Origin of the sequence: Kribbella sp. CCNWLW201 (genome assembly GCF_037203805.1) — a bacterium.
Taxonomy (GTDB): Bacteria; Actinomycetota; Actinomycetes; order Propionibacteriales; family Kribbellaceae; genus Kribbella.
The window spans coordinates 1146977-1163343 of record NZ_JBBCBQ010000001.1 but is presented as its reverse complement, the minus strand read 5'-3'; the positions used below and the strand labels follow the sequence as shown (position 1 = coordinate 1163343).

Genomic DNA, 16367 nt, shown 5'->3' with positions numbered 1-16367 from the left:
TGGCAGGAACGGAAGGAGCCGCATGGCCGACGATGACGAGCAGACCGTTGCGCTAGAGCTCGACCAGCACGAGCAGGGCGACGACGGCAGCCCGGATGCGCTGAGCGAGCGACGCGGCAAGTGGGTACGCGAGGAGGTTGAGGACGCAGCGGTCCGCCGCGACGAAGACCGCGAGCAGCAACTCCGCGAGGAGGACGATCTCCTTCACGAGGAGAGGGTCGAGCGCGCCCGCCAGGACGAACGCGAGCTCGAGGAGATCCGTGAGCGGCACACCGTGACCGCCGAGACGGAGACCACCAGAGCCATGCGACTGGCCGAGGTCGACGAGGCGTCGCGCGATCTCCGCCGCCGCGACGCCGGCATCGAGCGACTGCACGGACGCATCGAGCGCGCCCGCGGAGACCATCTGCTTGACGAAGCGGCCGCACGCCCGGACGAGCCCGGAGCGAGCGCGACAGCGGCCGCGGGCCGCGCCCACCACCGAGCCGCGGCCGACGCGGACAGGCGGGCCGTGAACGACGAACGCGACGCCGACCGGTACGACGCGAGGGCGCGCGACCGGCGAAGCGAAGCGGCCCGGCAGCCCGGGCAGCCACCCGCCGGCGAGGCCGTCCGCAACCCTCCGAGTGAACCGCCGACCGCGCGCAAGTTCGACCGCAAGCGGGGCAAGAAGCAGCGGAAGACCCAGCCAGGCGAGCTGGGCGACATCGGCCTGGGCGACTAACGCTCTAGATGCCGCGCAGGTTGGGCTGGCGCTGGTCGAAGAACAGGCCGGCCGGGGGTTCCTCCACCGGAAGGGGCGGGATCGGGTAGTCGGTGTGCGCGCCCCGGCAGGCCGCGAACGGTCCGTCCGGGTCGAGCAGCGCCATCATGTGCGGGTCCGCGTGGTCGCGCCACCAGACCGACATGCCGGTGGCCGGGTCGAGCCGGAGGTGTTCCCAGGCGCGCCAGATCGAGTCCAGCCGGCTGAGTGCCTCCGCGTGGCGGTACCACTCCGGGCACCAGATGAACTGCTGCCCGATCCGCCGGGTGTAGAGGTAGATCAGCCGGTCCTCGACGAAGGCCGCGACATGCGGATAGAAGAGTTCTTGTTGTTCACCATCCACGGCGCTGCTCCTCACTCTGCTCCCAGACCGGGACGCCCGTCGGCCGCGCGGGTGGCTGCGGCTGCTGCGTGCCGGCCGCGACCCACGGGTTCGCGGCGGCGTGCGGGGACGTCGTACCGGATGCGCCCGGATCGTACTTCGCCAGCGACGCCTTCACCGCATCGGCGTCCGGCCGGGTGAACCACGGGACCGTCTTCACCATGGTGGCCGGGATACCGGACGGGAACACCACGGCCCGGCCCGGCGGCATCGACGCGAGGTCGGAGACCTCCATGATGTTGTGCCGCTGGGTCTGCTTGCTGGTGCCGCGCTCGCCCTTGTTGTACGACACCGAGCTGGACACGATGTCGTAGTCGCCGATCAGCTTGCTCAGTCGCTCGAGGAAGTTCGCGTCCGAGGCGCCACCGCCGTACACCCGGATGTTGGCCGCGGACCAGAGCTTCTCCATCCCGTGCTCGCCCCAGCACTCCTGGCCCTGCGCCCACGACTGCAGGATCGTCATCAAGACGATGCCGCGGGAGCCGAAGTGGCTGTAGAGGTCGGGCAGGTTCTTCCAGCGGCACACGTTCGCCGCCTCGTCCAGGACGCCGACCAGCGGGTTCGGCATCCGGCCCATCGGGCAGCCCTTGGCGTACTCCTCGGCCGCCTCCACGACGGCGACCGTCAACGCGGTGACGAGCGGTCCCGCCGTACCGGCGCCTTCCTTGGACAGGCTGTAGAGCGTGCCGCCCTTGCGGACGAACTCGTGCGGGTTGAACTGCGGGCGGGTGTCGTTCGGCCCCTGCGGGACGACCCAGCGGGTGACCTTGCGGTTGACCAGGAACTGCGCGCTCTGCTGCGCGGTGCCGTACACACCGGCGCGCTGCTTGTCCGGCGCGTTGATGACACCGGACAACGCGTCCGCGGACAGGTGCAGGCCCGGGGTGTTGCGCAGGATCCGCTCGGGCTCGTCGTTGCGCTGGTCCGCGAGCCAGCTGTAGACCTGGGTGATCGGGCGCTTCGCGACCGCCGCGGCGAGCAGCAGGCCGGCGAGCAGGTCGGTGCCGGCGGCATCGAAGAACGCGTCGGTCTGGGCGTTCACGTTGCGCTGCGAGGCGACGAAGTGCTCCGCCATTTCGCGCGCCTTCGTCTCGTCGGTGATGTAGCTGAGCGGGTTCCACCACCAGTTCGGCGGCTCCTCGCAGACCTCCTGCGGGTCGAAGACCCAGACCGGACCGCGTTCCGTCCGCGGCCCGCGGGTGGCGTCGACGATGTCCCGCTTGTTCGAGGTGGCGACCACCGCGCCGGGCGCGTCCAGGATCGCCGGTACGGCGCGGGACGTGGTCTTACCGGTTCGCGGACCCCAGATGTCGACGTGCATGTCCTCCCAGGACCCGAACACGTCGATGTTGTCGCGGACCGTCCGGCCGATCATGATGCCCGGACCGGCGTGCCCGGCACCGAGCCGGTTGGCGATCTGCTGGGCACCCTCCCGGGTGAGCTTGTGGATCTCCGACCGCTTCGACATCAGCTGCGCGGACCGGTCCACCCGGCCGACGCTGTGCTCGCGCCGGCGGATCAGGTACCACCCGGTGCCGACGAGCAGCAGCAGTACGACGAGCTCGAGGATGAACACCCCGGTGGCCTCGGGGGACCACTCGAGCCGGCCCTGGATCAGATCGGACACCGCCGCGATCGGATCGCCGACCGGGCGGGTGCCGTTGAGCCCGGCCGCGATCTTGAGCGCGCCCCACATGCCGCCGACGACGACCGCGAACAGTCCGACACCGACGAAGATGAGGATGGTCTCCGGGGACAGCCCGCCGGGACCGGTGCTTTTCCTACCCTGGGCCATTACTCGTCAACTCCCGTTCGGGCGACCACCCGGGTGGTCGGGTCGGGTGGCGGCAACAACGTCGGGTCGGCGAGGCTGTACTCCCCGACGACCTCCTCGGATCCGTCGGCGGCCACCTCGACCTTCAGCGGCGTACCGTCGGCGCCGGTCCTCCAGAGCTTGTTCGTGTCGTTGATCTCGCGCTCGACCGAGGTGAGGCCGACATGCACCGGGATGCCCGGGCGACCACCGACCTTGACCAGGAAGTTGCCCCGGCCGGGTGGCGCGGCCTCCTCGCCGGTGGCCGGGTCCCACGCGGGCGGGTCCTGCCAGCCGATGAGCATGTTCTGCTCCTCCTCGGACATCGGCACGACCTCGGTCAGGTTCTCCATCTCGGCCCGCGGCAGACCGCCGCAGATGACCATGCCGGACCGCTCGACGAAGCCCTTCGCCTTCATCCGGTCCTCCGGGTGCTCGAGCGCCAGCAGGTCGGACATGGTGTGCGAGATCATCGCCATCCCGACACCACGCTGCCGGTTCAGCCGGGTCAGCGCGTCGACGCGGTCGACCAGACCACGCCCGGCCCGCAGCACCCGCCACAGCTCGTCGAGGATGACGAAGTAGTGTCGCCGCGGTTCCAGGCCGGCGTCCGCGAGCGCCTGCGAGACCGCGACCGCGCCGAACCCGTAGGACCAGCAGGCCAGCAGTACGGCGGCCTGCAGATTCGTCTCGGAGTCGTCGATGTTGGACACGTCGAACACCACCGGACGGTCCATCTGCATCGGGTTGTCCGTCTGCTCGGAGAAGATCTCACCGAGCCGGCCACCACCGACCAGACCGATCAGCGAGGCCTCGAGCCCTTCGGTGATCTGCCGGTACCGGTCCAGGCTGCCGCGGTCCAGGGCAACGTTGCGGACCCGGTCCGGCGCGTCCTGGACGACTTGGAGCAGGTCGCGTAGTACCGGCGTACCTTCGTATCGCTCGTCGAGGACCTTGAGGGCCTCGTCGATGATGGTCTCCTCGCGATCCGTCGGCGGAGCGGAGCGCATGATCGAGATCAGCGCCGACACCATCGTCTGCCGACGCCCGTGCGCATCCGCCTGGATCGCCTGCCGGGCACTGCCGGTCAACCGAAGCGCAGCCTTCCGCGACTCCCCCGGATCGAGCACATTCAGATGCCCCCGCCCCCGCCCAAGCTCAATAACCTGCCCACCAAGCGCCTCGATCAGATCCTTGTAGTCAGGCTTCAAATCCCCAAGCACCAACGGCTGAATCCCATACCCAGCCAACCCCAACGCCATCCGCCGGGTGATCGTCGAGTTGTGAGTGGTGATGAACGTCCGCCCAGCCAGGTACAAGCCATCAGCATTCGCCACCTGGATGCACTTCACCGGCCGCGAAGGCACCGGACGAGCTGAGACGACGTAGCGGCGTGAGGTTCGGCCCGGCTGACCAACCGTCCGCTCCGCATGTGCATCGTGCTTTCGCCGGAGCCCGAACACCTCGTCCGTTGTAGTGAATCCGACGGTCCACTTCGGCCCGCAGTCCTTGCCGTCCAGAGTCGCCCGGCCCACACGAAGGGTGGGGCGATAGCCGAGGCTGGCGACGAGCTCGAGAACGTCCTCCGCCAGTCGCTGACTGGTCGACGTGTACTGGACCTGGCCACCGGCCGGCGAGGCGGTGCCGTCGGTGTCGAGTAGACCTGCGAGCAGATCCCGCCGCTGTCGGTCCGAGGCACGCAAGTACGACGCCGGGATGTGCTTGTCACCCAGTACGCCGAGCTGCCGCAGAATCTCCGTCAGACCTATGCCCTTTTGGCGATAGGTGCCCGGAATCGTCAGCCGATAGACCATCGGTCCGTTCGGCTCGCATTCGATGCCCGCGGCCCGGATCCGATCGACGACGCCCTGATCGATCGTAGTCAGTCGTGGCGCCGCACTGTGTCCGTCACCGAGCCATGCGCCGACAACGTACGGATCGAGAGGCAGACTTGCCTCACGCAGTACCAGACCCGGCATCACCCGGACGGCGTGGTTGGCCTTGCCACCCGCGACGAGGGTCGCGGCGATCTGCGCTGTCGTCACCGGTTCTTTCTCCGGTGTCCGGTCACGCTGGTCGTACTTTGTCCTCCGCAGCGCCTCCTCCATCCTACTGGTCAAGGTCACCGGGTCGTACCAGCGTCGACTGCGCTTGCTGCGGACCGGAGTCACGGTGCCTGCCCAGCGATAGACAGCGCTCTCGCGAGTGGTGCCGTTCCAGCCGAGCGTCCGGGTCAGATCTCGGACCGAGACTGGCTCGTTGCCGAGGCTCGTCCGTGCGGCACCCACAGCCGCTAGCTCCGCGTCGGTACCGGTCGTGAGCCGCTTGCGGGGAACGTTGCGCTCCACCCAGGCTCGCCGGCGATCTTCGACTGTCTCGGTCACCCAAAGATGCTCGGCATCGGCGACGATCGTCTCGCCGCTGGAGAAGGTCAGCTCCCAGCATTCGCGATCAGTCATCACCTCGGACACCGCGACGATCGGCGTCGGCAGTCCATCGGCGTCGAACACGTGATCGCCCGGCTGCAGGTCGCCCATCCGTCGCAACCCGTCCGGTGTCGGGATCAGGGTGTCGACGTCGAGCGCCTTCCCCAGGCCCGGTTTGCCGAGGACGAACATGGAGGGGTTGGAGATCAGTTTGGCGCGCATGAACCAGCTGATCGGGTCGCAGCACATGGTTGCGCCGGAGAGGATGTTCCGGCCGATCGGTACGCCGACCATCGGGCTGCCGGTGCCGGCCGAGAACGGCCACATACCGCAGACCTGGACCGTCGTACCGCGCCACTCGGCCGGAGCCTGGAGGTAGGTCGAGTAGCCGCCGCCCATCCCCGGCCAGCCCCGCGGCATCGGCCGCCGGCCACCACGCGACGGGTCGACCGGCTTCTTCGTCTTCTTGCTCATTGCGACTCCCCAGCGGTCATAGGGCTTCCCGGAGGCCCGCCGGCACCGACAGGTGGCTCTGCAGTACGACGCCCAGCGGCAGCGCGGCCACGAACGCGGAGTCCTGCGACCCGTACGCCGGACGGAGCAGGATGCGCGCGGTCGCGCCCAGATTGTCGATTGCGGCGATCATGTCCGGGATCTGCTCGGCCGACATCACCGTGCCGGTGACGACCATGCCGAAGTTGACCAGACCGGCGCCGCGGGCCTCTTCCTGGGCGGTCCGGTCGGCGGCCCGGGCCTCGGCGATCGTCCGGGCCGTCGGCCGGCTCGACGTGGTGGCCCGGAAGGACGCGTTGCGCTTGTCGGCCTCCACGATCCGGGCCGAGGTGGCCGCGTCCAGCGGGCGGTAGAGCAGGGTGACCCGCTTGCGGTCGATGTCGGCGTGCGGAGCGACCAGCTGGGACAGCACCGACGAGAAGACCTCACCACGCGGCGCCTGCGTCATCTGCCAGGTCACCGACCAGGCGGAGTCGTGCCGGTACTTGTCCCAGAACGCCTGTGCACCGGCCGGACCGACATCGGTCCACTGCAACTCCGGCGCCATCCCCTGGCCACGTGCCTCGTCGATCAGTACGGCGGCCGCCGGGTCGTACGCGATTCGCACGGTCTCGCACAGCTCCTGGGCGGTGACCGGCCGGGCCGCACCCGCACCGGTCGCGTTCAGGCTCTGGGTGAGCGCGGGCAGGCGGGACGCGAGCTCGCGGCCCATGTCGTCTTCCTTGCGCCGCTTGCCGTTGCGGTCAGTGCCTTTGAAGGTCAGCGCAACCCGCGCCGACACGAGGGCCGAACCCTCCGGGTAGGTCTGCACCACCTCGGTCAGCATCGCCCGGGCGATCGCCGGCGTACCGTCCATCATGTTGTTGCCGACCTCACGGCGCAGCCGGATGCCGGTGTCCGGCGCACTCTCCACCGTCACCGACGCGGCCACGATCCCCGGCTCGTGGCCGAGCGACGCGAGCCACTGTCCCCAGTGCGCGACCCACACGTCCACCTGCTCCTCGTCGACCAGCGAGGCGCCGTCGGGCTCCGCGTTGATGACGACGGTGAAGTGCCGGGTGCTCGGGTAGAACAGCAGCGCGAACGGCCGGCCGTACGAGTCCCTGAACTCGCTCAGCTGGGACGCGGCCGCCAAGCCGGGGAGCTGGAACTTGCCCCAGGGAGTCCGTCCGAGCGGACCGGAACGGTAGAGGTTGTGCTTCGCCATCTTTGCTCGTTGCCATCCAATGCGGGTCGAGAGCCGTTGCAGGGTGGACAGGCCGTGTTTGTCCTTGGTCACCAGCATCAGCAAGGTGATGCCGACGATCATCAGCGTGATGACCGCGGCGACCACACCGCCCGCCATCATCGCCATGATGGTCGCGATCAGGCCGCCCATCATGAGCATGGTGCCGAGAGTGCCCAGGCCGGCGATACCGGCCGAGGCGGGTGCTCGCCAGTTTCCGTAGGTGCGCGGGGCCCGCACGTTGTCAGCGGCTGCCACTTGGTCCGTCCGGGTCTCGTTGTGCGTTGTTTCGTTGTGCGTCGCGGCGGGACTGGTCGTCCTGCCTCTGCTGCTGCTGTTGTTGCTGGGCCCGGGCCCGGTCGTTGTCGCGGCTCGGGTCGCGGCGTGAGCCGCCACTGCCGGACGGGCCACCGCCACCGCCACCGCCTCCACCGCCTCCACCGCCGCCGGACGAGTCGTCCATGGCGTCGTTGTCGAAGGCTTCGGACGCCGCCGTCTGGCCGGCTTCCTTGGTCGCGTCGAGACCCTTCTTGACCGCGATCACCGCGGCTGCGGCAGGACCAGCCGCAGCAGCGGCACCACCACCGGCCGCCGCGGCCCCACCGCCGCCACCGGCCGCCGCAGCACCACCACCGCCGCCACCGCCAGCTGCCGCAGCACCACCGCCACCGCCACCGCCAGCTGCCCCGGCTCCACCGCCACCGCCACCGCCTGCGCCGGCACCTCCGCCTCCACCGCCGCCACCGCCACCGCCGCCCGAGCCTTGGTTCTGGCCGGCACGGCCGACGTTGCGGGCACCGCTCGGGCCTTGGCCGCCGCCGCCCCCGTCACCGCCGCCCTGGTCGACTCCTTGCTGGGCCTTGTCGGCCAGCTTGTCCATCCCGGTCATCCGGGCCGCGATCATGCCGGCCCCGGCCCCGCCCGCGGTGGCGGCGACCATCGGGACGAGGAACCGCATCAGCGCCGGCAGCGCGAACAGGGCGAGGATCAGCATGGTGAGGCCGGTGATCATGTTCATCACCTGGGTCGCGACGGATTCGCCGGTGTCGAAGTTCAGGCCCTCGCCGTTGTTCGAGGTGAGTCTGATCGCGGTCGCGTAGACGATCGCGGCCACCGGTTTGTACAGGATGAACGCGAGGATCCAGGCGATGATCCGCTTGAACCAGCTCCGGCCCATCTCGGTGTTGGTCGCCGCGGCCGCGATCGGCAGGACGCCGAGGAGCAGGATCAGCATCGCGCTGCGGACGACCATCAGCACGATCTGGATCACGCCGGCGACGATGGTGAGCAGGCCGATGGTGATCGCCAGGCCGATCCCGAGCCCACCGGCGGGCAAGGTCAGACCCATCATCGCGGTCATCGCCTCGCCGAAGCCCTTGCCGCCGCCGGTGTTGCCCATCCCGCAGCGCCAGCCTTCGCCGGAGTCGCTCAGCGCGGTGGTGACCAGGCAGTCGGAGAACTTGTCGCCGAACTCGATCAGCGCCTGTGCCATCGCGACCGCGAGCACCGACGCGATGGCCAGCGTGAGCAGTGACCGGAGGATCTCCCGGGCCGCCTCACCGCGATGGCTCCAGGCCATCTGCATCCCGCCCACCAGCAGGCCGATCATCGCGATGAAGGCGGCGATGAACTGGGTGTGTGCCCAGACCCAGCCGACCGTGTCGTTGGCCGGCTGGCCGGTCGTCGTACTGCCGACGTCCGGTGTGTCGACGTACACCCAGAAGGTCCCGATCGTGCCCATCAGCACGGTGACGCCCGCGGAGATGGCGTCGAGAATCGGCTGAAAGATCAACTCGATCACCCACATGATTTTTGGCGCGAGGAATTCTTTGACGACCGCCGTCAGGCATTCCAGCCAACCGTCACCACAGCCGAGCGGAATCATGTCAGGACGTCCTCGGGGAGACGAAGCGAAGAATGGCGGGGAGCGAGACCACCGCGATGATCATCATCGTCACGCCCATGACGAGCTTGAGCAGCTGCGGCGTTCCCTCCGGCGCTCCGTCAGGCGCCGCCGGACTTCCCATCAACTTGATCGCGGTGGCGTAGATCAGCGCCGCCACCGGTTTGTAGAGGATGAACCCGGCCAGCCAGGCCAGCGCCCGCTTGAACCACATCATCCCCATCTCGGTGTTCGTGGCCGAGGCGGTCAACGGGAGGATGCCGACCAGCAGCACGAGCATCCCGTACCGGACGATCATCAGCCCCAGCTGCATGATCGCGGTGATCACCATCAGGATGCCGACGAAGATCACCAGGACGAAGCTGAGCGCCTCTCCGGTGTCCTTGAGCGGATCGGTCATCAGCTCGGCCAGTTTGTTGCCGAAGGCATGGTCGTCCGCACCCAGCGCCCGGCTGATGATCCACGAGGCGAACTCGTCCGACGCCTGGATCAGGGTGGCCGCGAAGACCGTGCCGGCGCTCGACACGACCACCATGGTGAGCAAGGCCTTGAGGATCTCGCGCAACGGTTCGCCGCGGTGCGACACCGCCATCTGGATCCCGCCCACGATCACCGCCACCGTGGCCGCCGTACCCAGGATGTAGTTGGTGTGGACCTGGACGAAACCGACCGCGCCGTTGTTGGAGATGTCCGGGGTGTCGATCGAGATCCAGAGGAACGCGACCCCCTTCAGCACCGCCTCGACGGCGGCCACCACGACCTGCTGGATGGCCTCGAAGAGCAGCTTGAAGAACGGGCCGAAGGCCGCCTCGATCGCCTGGCCGAGGTACTTCTCGACGCAGTCGTCCCAGTCCCAGGGCGCCCAGGAACAGCCGAGGACGATCATCACGCCCCCCTGAACCGGACATAGCCGTCCAGCGACTGCAGCAGGTCCGGTGCGACCTCGCCGTTGAAGCTGCCGTCCTCCTTCAGGACCGCGTTCCAGTCACCGCGCAGCCAGGTCATCGTGACCGGTAGCGAGGCGACCTTGCTGTCGTCGATCTGGACCGCGATCGAGATGATCGCGCGGCCGGGCAGGTAGTCGATCACCTTGAAGCCGGTGAACTGCGCCTCGTCGCCTTCGTTCCGCGGTGTCCGGCTCACCCGGGCCTCGCTGATCGCCCGGTTCCGCCCGGGTCCGGGCGCGATCCGCGTGGCCAGCACGTCGTCGGTGAGGTCCGGGTTGCGGATCTGTCCCAGCAGCACCATCGCCGCGAGTACGGCGCCGGTCGGCGAGTGGGCGAAACAGGAGTGCACCCCGGTCCGGTCCGTCACGGCCGGACCACCCTCCTGCTGGAGCGGAATGAGCATGCCGGCCTCGAACTGCCAGCTGACCGCCGACGGAGCCACCCGCGGGGTCCTCTGGTCGGGGTTCTTGAGCTTGCAGCCGCCGACTCCGGGCGTGGGCGGCCCGGACCGGGTCGGCGTGGAGGTCGGTTCGTCAGTGGGCGTGGCGGGCGGAACGGACGGTTCGTCCGTGGCCTGTTCGGTCGGTACGACGACAGTCGGCGAACTCGTCGGCTGCGTGGTCGGCGTCCCTGTGTCCCGGGCGAAGAACCAGATCAGCAGGCAGACCACCACTGCACCGACGACGATCGCCGAGGCGACGAAACCTCGCTCCTGCCAGAAGCCGGTTGCCTCACCTCCGGCGTCGTCGTCTCCGGAACCCGAACCGCTGCTGAACAGACCCACGGCCGATCAGGCCCCGATGCCCCAGGCGAAGGAGCCTGAGGTCACGTCAGGCCGTTCACGAGCAGCGAGGCCGAGCCGATCACGATGCAGGCCGCGAGGACCCACCCGAGCCGGGCCGCGTGCTCGCCACCCTCGCCGCGCCGCTGGCCGACGGCCATCATGGCGCCGGCGATGACGACACCGAGCAGACAGATGCTGAATGCGATCCAGGTGATCCAGCCGATCACCTTGTTGAACTGCTCGGAACCGGGCGGCTCGATCCCCGTGCCAGGGTCGTCGACGAGCGGGATCTGGCTCGCGGCCTCCGAGATCAGGTGTACCAACATCATCGCGGTGAATGCCTTTCAGTACGGGGCGGGGTAGTCCGCAGAGTTTGACGCGCGAAGAGCGTAGATGGATTCAAGGACTTCGAAAACCTCGTCCGGGGTGTTGTCAGGGGTGGGTGCCTCCCCTCGGCGCCACTCCTCGATCCACGGAATGTCCCACACTCTCGGCACGCCGCCACCGACGATGTCGGCGAAGTCGTCGAGAACGCGGGGCAGCCGGCCCGGTGCATCCGCGATCAGCACCAGACCGAGTACGGCGACCCCCTGCACCACTCCGGACGCCCACTCGATCGCGGCCCGCTGGGCGGCCCGCAGACCGGACCCGTTGGTCCGGGCCACCAGGATGACCGGGGTCGGCACCGGTGGCGGCGGGATCGGCCAGCGATGGTTCGCCGCCCGGGTGCCCGGGAGCAGGAGCGACATGGTGGTCTCGCCGGAGCCGCCGTGCACGCCGACCCACCAGAGCGTGTCCGCGGCCGGAATCGCGAACTTCGGGAGTCGCTGATCCTCGGCCGGCGCGGGAACGCCGTGCTGTGGTGCGGACGGACCCCGCGGGGTCTGACCCGACTGTGGTGAGGGGCCCGGTTGCGCCGGTTGCGGACCCGGGGTCGGCGATTGCTGCCGAGTCCACGGGTTCTGCGTCATCGCCCCTCCTCTCGCGCTGTGTCACAGGCTGTCGCCCACCGTATTCTCTCGCTTTCCGGGTGTACTTGCGTGACCCATCCACAGGCGAGGATGTTTCTACCCCCTTGTCGGGGTCAGGCGAGCCGGGGGCTCGCGTCGTCGGGCCTGCCCGGGGTGCAGAGATGCCGTTGGTGCGCTGGACATGCTAATGGTCTACTTTGCCGGTGGCTCGGGTGGTGGCTCGCCGACGTAGCGGTCTGGACCACTGCTGCCGGCGAGGGGGAAGTCGGACGAGCGAGGGAGTCGGGTGGCGGTAATGAGAGGTCGGCGTGGCTGAGAAGATCCCTTCCTGGCCCAAGGTGACGATCCGGCTGTACGACGACCACAACGCCGAGGTGAAGATCGCCGGGCACAGCCACCCGGTCAACCACCACGATCCACGCCAGGCCGCGATCACGCTCGTCAGCGAGCGGGCAGCCCAACTCGGCCGGGCGGTGAAGGCGACGGCGGTGGAGTCCGACGGCGCCTCCTGGCCGCTGATCATCCACCCGGACGGCCGGGTCGAGGCGGTTGAACCGGAGACCGGCGGCCGGGGCAAGGGCAACGGCAAGCCGATCTGGCCGATCGTCGTCGCGGCCGCGCTGGCCTGCGTCCTGATCGCCGGTACGGCGCTCTACCTGGGGGTGTTCAGGAACCGCGGCGGCGTCCCGCAGACGACCACCTCACCGAAGCTGCCGGCGCTGCCCGAGCCGAAGGTCGGGCCGGACCAGTTCGTCGGCCGGCCGGTACCGCCGGGCTGGTCGGGCAAGGCGGGCTGGACGGTCGACATCGCGGAGAACTCGACTCCGGCGGTGTCACCGACCGGCACCGAGGTCGCCGTACTCCTGCCGGACGACAAGATCGCGGTGTTCGACAGCAACGGCAAGGTGCTCTGGCAGGACAAGGTGCCGAGGCAGGCATCGAGCCCGGTCTACACGATGGTCGACTCCCGGCCCGTGGTCGCGGTGGTCACCGAGGGAACCTTGATCTACTGGGCCGGCGACGGGGCCCGACCGACGGAGATCGAGCTTCCGAGCTCGTCCGACGTTCAGTTCTTCGGTACGTCGCCACTGGTGGAGCTGGGCGAGGACGCGGGGGCCGCCGTAGTCACCGGCGGGGATCTCAAGACCGTGCCGAACCAGCCCCGGGAGTCCACCATCCTCCTGGCCGAGGGCACCAAGGCACTGATCGCGAGGTACGCCGGTCAGATGTACTGGAGCGAGCCGGACAAGGACCTGGTGGATCTGGAGCTCAAGGCGCCGAAGGGGGCCAAGGGCATCGACCATGTGGTGGCCGCGAGTCCGGGCCGCGCGCTGGTGCTGTGGAAGACCGCGACGGCGAACATGGTGATCCCGGCCGTGCACTCGACCGCCAACGGAGCAGTCGAGGCCACCTGCAAGGACACCCGACGGGACATCGCGGCGAACTGGCAATGGGTTCCGGACACCGCCCGCAAGGTCGCCGCGTGGGGTGAGTGCCTGATCGACTTCACCACTCACACGTCGTACCGCTCCGCTGATTTCCAGCCGCTGTCCATCACCGCCGGGACGATCTACGGGACCGTCAACAACGACCCGGTCTCGACCCGGCCGGGGAAGCCGGTGTATCCGCTGACCAAGAACACCGCTCGTCCGTGGGGCATCGCCGGCGGTCATGCCATCGTCGTCCACAACTCCGTGCTGTACGCCTTGGACAAGAAGTGAACCGCCGGATGGCTTTGGTTCTGGGCTCGCTGCTGGTGTTGCTGCCTGCCGGGCAGGCGACGGCGGCCGACGATCCCGGCCCGGTGGAGTGGCCGAAGGTCGCACAACCAGGGGCCGGGGGCAACCAATCCGGACCGGTGCCGGCCGAGTGGCCGGTCGTCCAGCAGCCGAAGAGCCAGGGCACCGGCAACGACCCCCAGCCGGTCGAATGGCCGGCCCCGAAGCCGAACTGACCACCAGCGGCCGGGCAAACACAAGGCCCGCGTTCCCCATCGGGGAGCGCGGGCCTTGCGGTGGAAGCTGAGGTCAGCCGGCGGCTACCTCGAGGCGGACCGTGGCGGCCACCTCGGGGTGGAGCTGGACCGAGACCTGGTGCTTGCCGGTGGTCTTGATCGGCGAGGCGATCGCGATCGCCCGCTTCTCGACCAGCGGCCCGCCGGCGGCCTTGATCGCTCCGGCGATGTCGGCCGGGGTGACCGAGCCGAACAGGCGGCCGGTGTCACCCGCCTTCACCGACAGCGTCACGGTGAGCTGCTCGAGCTGGTTCTTGACCTCGCTCGCGTGCTCCTTGCCCTGGATCGCCCGGGCGTCACGCGCCCGCTTGATCGACTGGATCTGCTTCTCGGCGCCGCGGGTCCAGCCGATGGCCAGGCCGCGCGGGACCAGGTAGTTGCGGCCGTAGCCGTCCTTCACCTCGACGATGTCGCCGGGGGCTCCGAGGTTCTCGACCTCCTGCGCCAGGATGAGCTTCATGTCCCGGACCTCCCTCAGCGAGCCGTGCTCGTGTACGGCAGCAGGGCCACCTCACGAGCGTTCTTGATAGCGGTGGCCACGTCACGCTGGTGCTGCACGCAGTTCCCGGTCACCCGGCGGGCGCGGATCTTGCCGCGGTCCGAGATGAACTTGCGCAGCAGCGCGGTGTCCTTGTAATCGACGTACGTCGCCTTGTCCTTGCAGAAGCCGCAGACCTTCTTCTTCGGCTTCCGAATGATCTTGGCCATTGTGGTGCTCTCTTCCTTCCAGAGCCCGGCACGGGTGCCGGAATGGTCACTCTTGTCTCATGGTCACGACCCGGACCGGGTCAGAACGGAGGCTCCTCCATCGAGCCACCGCCGCCGCCCTGGCTGGCCCAGGGGTCGTTCTGTGGGGCGGACTGTCCGCCGCCGCCTTGCTGCGGGGTCGCCCAGGGGTCGTTCTGCGGAGCGGCGCCGCCTGGGCCGCCACCGAAGTTCCCGCCACCCTGGTTGGCACCGCCACCACCGAAGCCGCCGCCCTCGCCGCCGGGCCCGGAGCGCATCGCCCGGGTCACCTTCGCGGTGGCGCTGCGCAGGCTCGGCCCGACCTCGTCCACGTCGATCTCGAAGACCGTGCGCTTGTTGCCCTCACGGTCGTCGTACGAGCGGGACTTGAGCCGGCCCTGCACGATCACGCGCATGCCGCGCTGCAGCGACTCGGCCACGTTCTCCGCGGCCTGCCGCCAGACGGAACAACTGAGGAACAGCGACTCGCCGTCCTTCCATTCACCGGTCTGCCGGTCGTACGTCCGCGGCGTCGACGCGATCCGGAAGTTCGCGACGGCGGCACCGGACGGGGTGAACCGGAGCTCCGGATCGTCGACAAGGTTGCCGACCAGTGTGACGACGGTTTCGCCTGCCATTGCCGTTCCTCCTGCTATCGGGTGTGGCTGTGTCAACAACTACCAGTAGTACCGGCTGGCGCCGACAGTACCGATGGTTGCTGACGACCCCAGGTTCAGTGCTGGTCCGGCCGGATGACCTTGGTCCGGAGGATCGACTCGTTCAGCGTGAGCTGACGGTCGAGCTCCTTCACCACCGCGGGCTCCGCGGTCAGGTCGATGACGGCGTAGATGCCTTCGGCCTTCTTCTTCACGTCATAGGCGAGCTTGCGACGACCCCAGATGTCGAGCTTCTCGACCGTGCCACCTTCCTTGCGGACGATGTTCAGGTACTGGTCGATGGACGGCTCCACGGTGCGCTCATCGAGCTCCGGGTCGAGGATCACCATGACTTCATAACGACGCATGCGCGAACTCCACCTCCTTCGGACTTGGCGGCCACGGTCTCTCCGTGGCAGGAGGGCGATGCGAGAGCTTCACGCCGGCACTTGCCGCCGACGCCAAGCAACGAGCCCGGTCGATGGACCGGGCCACATCCAAAAGAATACCAGCGTCCGGACGCCCTCTTGACCATATCCACAGGGCAGTTCCAGGAACTCTTGTCACCGAGTGCTGATCAATCGTCACTCTCCGGGCCCACCACCAGCAGATCGATATGGACACCCAGAACCCGGCCATCGGCGGCGACCGTGCGCACGACTGGGTATGCGCCGTCGCCCCAGCCGGAGTGCGCGAGAACCACGTTCTCACCCTCCGTGGCCAGCGGCAGCACGATGTTCGCGCACCCCTCGCGAAGATGGTCGGCCGAGTCCATCAGCGAGAACCAACTGTCGTCGCGGCCGTTGTCGAACAGGTCGTCGTACCAGTCGCCCTCGGGCATCTTGGTCCGGGCGGCCCCGGCGTCGACGAAGGCGACCGTGCCCGCATCCACACCGACCATCCAGAACTCGTCCTCCCCCAGCGCCTCGTCGAGGCTGGTCGCCGCCTCCACCCGCGCGACCTCCCCATCCGCAAGCCGGAGCGACAGGAAAGCCTCACGCAGATGACTCCCGTCCTGGTCCTCTGACACGTCAGCGACCGTGACCTGGACCGGGTAGTCGCCAGCGGGTACGTCGAACACCGGCGCCTCGCCGAGCGTGACAAACGGGTCGCAGGCCTCGAGCCGCCCACTCGGCACCCGCAGTACGCCAAGGTCGTGCACAGTCAACGTCCACGTCCGCCCATCAACCTCGACAGGACCAGGACGAAGGGCACGAAAGTACTCAGGGCTGATCACAACCCAA

At 68.8% G+C, this 16367-nt stretch carries 17 protein-coding genes; 3 read left to right on the top strand and 14 right to left on the bottom strand.

Annotated features, from left to right (window positions below; all coding sequences use genetic code 11):
* The first annotated feature begins 22 nt into the window (after positions 1-22).
* Positions 23-724, top strand: coding sequence for a hypothetical protein (locus tag V9K99_RS05535; protein WP_337000405.1), 702 nt, complete (start codon positions 23-25; stop codon positions 722-724).
* A 4-nt stretch (positions 725-728) separates the two neighbouring features.
* Here the strand turns inward: V9K99_RS05535 and V9K99_RS05530 are convergent, their stop codons facing one another.
* From V9K99_RS05530 to V9K99_RS05490, 9 genes are all read right to left on the bottom strand, one after another.
* On the bottom strand, positions 729-1106 hold the full coding sequence (locus tag V9K99_RS05530) for a DUF4913 domain-containing protein (protein WP_337000406.1): 378 nt from the start codon (positions 1104-1106) through the stop codon (positions 729-731).
* Positions 1096-2940 carry a type IV secretory system conjugative DNA transfer family protein gene (locus tag V9K99_RS05525; protein WP_337000407.1) on the bottom strand — a complete coding sequence of 615 codons (1845 nt, stop codon included), beginning with the start codon at positions 2938-2940 and terminating at the stop codon, positions 1096-1098. The genes V9K99_RS05530 and V9K99_RS05525 overlap by 11 nt, the downstream gene beginning before the upstream one ends.
* A complete protein-coding gene (locus V9K99_RS05520) occupies positions 2940-5858 on the bottom strand; it encodes an LAGLIDADG family homing endonuclease (protein ID WP_337000408.1) in 2919 nt (972 codons plus the stop codon). Before V9K99_RS05520 ends, V9K99_RS05525 begins: the two co-directional genes overlap by 1 nt.
* 16 nt (positions 5859-5874) lie before the next feature.
* Positions 5875-7380 (bottom strand): SCO6880 family protein, encoded by a 1506-nt coding sequence (locus V9K99_RS05515; protein ID WP_337000409.1) that lies wholly within the window; start codon positions 7378-7380, stop codon positions 5875-5877.
* Positions 7367-8929: a hypothetical protein gene (locus tag V9K99_RS05510; protein ID WP_337322882.1), complete on the bottom strand. Its 1563-nt coding sequence runs from the start codon at positions 8927-8929 to the stop codon at positions 7367-7369. The genes V9K99_RS05515 and V9K99_RS05510 overlap by 14 nt, the downstream gene beginning before the upstream one ends.
* Positions 8930-9008: 79 nt before the next feature.
* Positions 9009-9911 (bottom strand): type IV secretion system protein, encoded by a 903-nt coding sequence (locus V9K99_RS05505; RefSeq protein ID WP_337000411.1) that lies wholly within the window; start codon positions 9909-9911, stop codon positions 9009-9011.
* Entirely contained in the window at positions 9911-10756 is an 846-nt protein-coding gene (locus V9K99_RS05500) for a hypothetical protein (protein ID WP_337000412.1), read from the bottom strand. The genes V9K99_RS05505 and V9K99_RS05500 overlap by 1 nt, the downstream gene beginning before the upstream one ends.
* A gap of 41 nt (positions 10757-10797) precedes the next feature.
* The gene (locus V9K99_RS05495; RefSeq protein WP_337000413.1) at positions 10798-11085 is read right to left on the bottom strand and encodes a conjugal transfer protein TrbC; all 288 of its coding nucleotides are present in this window, start codon (positions 11083-11085) and stop codon (positions 10798-10800) included.
* Positions 11086-11100: 15 nt separating this feature from the next.
* The gene (locus V9K99_RS05490; protein WP_337000415.1) at positions 11101-11727 is read right to left on the bottom strand and encodes a DUF6668 family protein; all 627 of its coding nucleotides are present in this window, start codon (positions 11725-11727) and stop codon (positions 11101-11103) included.
* Between the two features lie 308 nt (positions 11728-12035).
* On the opposite strand from V9K99_RS05490, the gene V9K99_RS05485 reads away from it, so the two are divergent.
* Complete coding sequence (locus V9K99_RS05485; RefSeq protein WP_337000417.1) at positions 12036-13448, top strand: hypothetical protein; 1413 nt, start codon at positions 12036-12038, stop codon at positions 13446-13448.
* An 8-nt stretch (positions 13449-13456) separates the two neighbouring features.
* Positions 13457-13681: a hypothetical protein gene (locus V9K99_RS05480; RefSeq protein WP_337000419.1), complete on the top strand. Its 225-nt coding sequence runs from the start codon at positions 13457-13459 to the stop codon at positions 13679-13681.
* 73 nt (positions 13682-13754) lie between these two features.
* Here the strand turns inward: V9K99_RS05480 and rplI are convergent, their stop codons facing one another.
* From rplI to V9K99_RS05455, 5 genes are all read right to left on the bottom strand, one after another.
* On the bottom strand, positions 13755-14201 hold the full coding sequence (gene rplI, locus V9K99_RS05475) for a 50S ribosomal protein L9 (protein WP_337000421.1): 447 nt from the start codon (positions 14199-14201) through the stop codon (positions 13755-13757).
* A gap of 14 nt (positions 14202-14215) precedes the next feature.
* Positions 14216-14449: a 30S ribosomal protein S18 gene (gene rpsR, locus V9K99_RS05470; protein ID WP_012924539.1), complete on the bottom strand. Its 234-nt coding sequence runs from the start codon at positions 14447-14449 to the stop codon at positions 14216-14218.
* 80 nt (positions 14450-14529) lie between these two features.
* Positions 14530-15105, bottom strand: coding sequence for a single-stranded DNA-binding protein (locus V9K99_RS05465; protein ID WP_337000453.1), 576 nt, complete (start codon positions 15103-15105; stop codon positions 14530-14532).
* A 95-nt stretch (positions 15106-15200) separates the two neighbouring features.
* A complete protein-coding gene (rpsF, locus tag V9K99_RS05460; RefSeq protein ID WP_132211461.1) occupies positions 15201-15491 on the bottom strand; it encodes a 30S ribosomal protein S6 in 291 nt (96 codons plus the stop codon).
* Positions 15492-15700: 209 nt separating this feature from the next.
* Positions 15701-16360, bottom strand: coding sequence for a DUF4241 domain-containing protein (locus tag V9K99_RS05455; RefSeq protein ID WP_337000457.1), 660 nt, complete (start codon positions 16358-16360; stop codon positions 15701-15703).
* Between the last annotated feature and the right edge of the window lie 7 nt (positions 16361-16367).

What these genes read in the sequence shown, in the direction of transcription:
- V9K99_RS05535 (WP_337000405.1), top strand. Translation starts at nt 23, where the DNA reads ATGGCCGACGATGACGAGCAGACCGTTGCGCTAGAGCTCGACCAGCAC.
- V9K99_RS05525 (WP_337000407.1), bottom strand. Translation starts at nt 2,940, where the DNA reads ATGGCCCAGGGTAGGAAAAGCACCGGTCCCGGCGGGCTGTCCCCGGAG.
- V9K99_RS05520 (WP_337000408.1), bottom strand. Translation starts at nt 5,858, where the DNA reads ATGAGCAAGAAGACGAAGAAGCCGGTCGACCCGTCGCGTGGTGGCCGG.
- V9K99_RS05510 (WP_337322882.1), bottom strand. Translation starts at nt 8,929, where the DNA reads ATGTGGGTGATCGAGTTGATCTTTCAGCCGATTCTCGACGCCATCTCC.
- V9K99_RS05505 (WP_337000411.1), bottom strand. Translation starts at nt 9,911, where the DNA reads ATGATCGTCCTCGGCTGTTCCTGGGCGCCCTGGGACTGGGACGACTGC.
- V9K99_RS05495 (WP_337000413.1), bottom strand. Translation starts at nt 11,085, where the DNA reads ATGATGTTGGTACACCTGATCTCGGAGGCCGCGAGCCAGATCCCGCTC.
- V9K99_RS05490 (WP_337000415.1), bottom strand. Translation starts at nt 11,727, where the DNA reads ATGACGCAGAACCCGTGGACTCGGCAGCAATCGCCGACCCCGGGTCCG.
- V9K99_RS05480 (WP_337000419.1), top strand. Translation starts at nt 13,457, where the DNA reads ATGGCTTTGGTTCTGGGCTCGCTGCTGGTGTTGCTGCCTGCCGGGCAG.
- rplI (WP_337000421.1), bottom strand. Translation starts at nt 14,201, where the DNA reads ATGAAGCTCATCCTGGCGCAGGAGGTCGAGAACCTCGGAGCCCCCGGC.
- rpsR (WP_012924539.1), bottom strand. Translation starts at nt 14,449, where the DNA reads ATGGCCAAGATCATTCGGAAGCCGAAGAAGAAGGTCTGCGGCTTCTGC.
- V9K99_RS05465 (WP_337000453.1), bottom strand. Translation starts at nt 15,105, where the DNA reads ATGGCAGGCGAAACCGTCGTCACACTGGTCGGCAACCTTGTCGACGAT.
- rpsF (WP_132211461.1), bottom strand. Translation starts at nt 15,491, where the DNA reads ATGCGTCGTTATGAAGTCATGGTGATCCTCGACCCGGAGCTCGATGAG.